The organism is Nocardioides sp. P5_C9_2, assembly GCF_054049555.1.
In genome coordinates this window covers 1-2494 of record NZ_JBFUMD010000535.1, presented here as the reverse complement: position 1 = coordinate 2494, position 2494 = coordinate 1, and the positions used below count along the sequence as shown (strand labels likewise).

The following is a 2494-nucleotide window of genomic DNA, read 5'->3' as shown; positions in this document are numbered from 1 at the left end:
ATCTTGGAGCCGAGCAGGGTGCCGGGCACGGAGCCGGCCACGAGCGGGGTGAGGACGGTCCAGTCGAGACCGTGGATCGCGATGTTGGAGATCGCCGCGGCCATCACGAGCGGCACCGCCTGGACCAGGTCGGTGCCGACCAGCTTCACCGCGCTGAGCCCGGGATAGAGCATGAGCAGCGCGATCATGATGACCGACCCCGAGCCGACGCTGGTGATGCCGACCAGCAGCCCGCCCAGCGCGCCGACCAGCAGCGTCGGGATGGGCCGGATGGCGGGGTTCTCGTCGGGCACGTGGCCCTCGCTGCGCACCCGCTTGAGGTTGATGTAGAGCCGCAGGGCGTAGGTCGCGGCCGCGAAGAGCAGCGCGAAGCCGATGCACAGCTTGAGCGTGGAGTCGAGGTCCTCGGGGTCGGCGAACGCCTTGACGAGGTAGGGACCGAGCAGCGCCATCGGGACCGAGCCGATGATCAGCCACTTGGCCAGCTGCATGTTGGGGGAGCCCTCGCGCTTGTGCACGATCGCCCCGCCGGTCTTGTAGACGGCCGCTGCGGTGAGGTCGGCGGTGACGACGGTCGCGGCGTCACCGACGCCCAGGAAGATGAGCGCCGGGGTCATCAGGGCGCCACCACCCATGCCGGTCAGTCCGACGACGATCCCGACGAGGAAGCCCGCCGCCAGGATCGACAGCGCGGTCATGGTCAGCAGGTCGGCCATCAGTCCTCCTCGGCGAGCGCGGCGACAATGACGCTCAACATTGTCGACATCTTGCCCGCTGCGTCCCGTGCGGCCACATCCCCGCGCCGGTAGGGGTCGTCGATGTCGTCCTCGGGGAGGGGTGCGGTACGCCGCTCGCCGGCCGCCGCCAGCAGGTCGCGGCCTCGCAGGTCGGGAGCCGCCTGGGCGGCGCGGGCGAACTGGCCGAGCGTGAAGACCTTGCGCAGCGCCTGGGGGTGCTCCTCGAGGATGAAGGCGCGGTGGCTGCTCTCCGCGGTGAGGACGAGGTCGGCCTGCTCGAGGATCTCGCGGGTCAGGCGGCGGCTCCGGAACGCCTCGTCGGGTGCGTCGAGGGTGCCGGACATCACCTCGTCCATGGGGTGGTCGGTGAAGCCGTGGGTCCCGGCGCTGCTGAACTCGACGCCCGTCGCGTCCAGGCCGCGTGCGGCGTGCTCGAGCCAGGCGGAGCGGCAGATGTTGGCCGTGCAGACGAAGAGGACCCTGATCGGGGAGGCCCGCTCCGCTGGCACCTCGAGCGCCGACGAGGGCTCGGGGGGCTGGGGGGTGAGGTCCAGGTGCCCGGTGCCGGCCAGAGCCTCCAGCACGTCGTCCAGGGCGTCCTCGATGGTGCGCCCGGTGGTGTCGACGCGGACGGCGGCGTCCTCGGGCTCCTCGTAGGGCGAGGAGATGCCGGTGAAGTCGGGGATCTCGCCGCGGCGGGCCTTGGCGTAGAGGCCCTTGCGGTCGCGTCGCTCGCACTCCTCGAGCGGGGTGGCGACGTGGACGAGGAAGAACTCCCCGCCGGCCTGCTCGACCATCTCGCGGACGGTGGCCCGGGTGGACGCGAAGGGCGCGATCGGGCTGCAGATGGCGACGCCGCCGTGCCGGGCGATCTCTGCGGCCACCCAGCCGATGCGGGTGATGTTGGTCTCCCGGTCCTCGCGGGAGAAGCCGAGGCCGGCGGACAGGTGTCGGCGTACGACGTCGCCGTCGAGGCTGGTGACAGTGCGCTCGCCCTGCTCGAGGACACGGTCCATCAGGGCGCGGGCCAGGGTGGACTTGCCGCTGCCGGACAGTCCGGTGAAGAAGAGCACCAGGCCCTGCTCGCCGGGCTCGGGGAGGTCGCGGTCGACGATGGCCTGGATGGCGGGGGGATGAGGCGCGTCGGCGTCCGTCAACGCGTGGACCGGGTCGGTGCCGGCGTAGGTCCGGGCGACCCGGACGCCGAGGTCGTGGTCGGCGTCGGGGTCCCCGTGGTCGGCGAGCGGCACCACGACGACGACGGCGTCGTCGAGGAGGTCGGCGGCGGCCAGGGTGGCGCGGATGAGCGCGACGGGGGAGAGGTCGGAGGTGCCGTGGCCCGCGAAGGGGAGCAGCAGGCTCGGGCCGAGGCCACGCACCTCCTCGACCTGGGTGGCGGTGAGGGCGTCGGTCACCGGCACGACCGTCCGTCCGGCGTGCTGCTCGCGCACCTGGCGGGCGGACAGGTAGAGCCGCCGGAACGGCCCGTACTGCGCGTGCGTCAAGGCGGTCACCTCGCCGGTGGCCGGCACGACGCGGGCCAGAGGGAGGCCCTCCGGGTCGACCAGCTCCACCACCTCGGCGGTCGCCAGCTCGCCCGGCAGGTCCAGCGTGAGCACGCTGTCCGGGGCGTTGAAGGCGGTCAGCGGGTGGACGGCCCCGGTCGTGAGGAGCTCGAGGTCGTCGAGCTCGCGCGGACTGGGGCAGTGCTGGGGTGTCGACACGGGGTCAATCCTGCCAGCCTCAATCTCTGTGGC

Annotated in this window: 2 protein-coding genes; both read right to left on the bottom strand. The window is 72.5% G+C overall.

What is annotated here, in order from left to right:
* A partial coding sequence (locus ACXJKL_RS19265; protein WP_457208612.1) for a sulfite exporter TauE/SafE family protein occupies positions 1-716 on the bottom strand: 716 nt, incomplete at its 3' end.
* Positions 716-2461, bottom strand: a complete 1746-nt coding sequence (cysC, locus tag ACXJKL_RS19260) for an adenylyl-sulfate kinase (protein ID WP_457208611.1) — start codon at positions 2459-2461, stop codon at positions 716-718. The genes ACXJKL_RS19265 and cysC, both read right to left, overlap by 1 nt.
* Between the last annotated feature and the right edge of the window lie 33 nt (positions 2462-2494).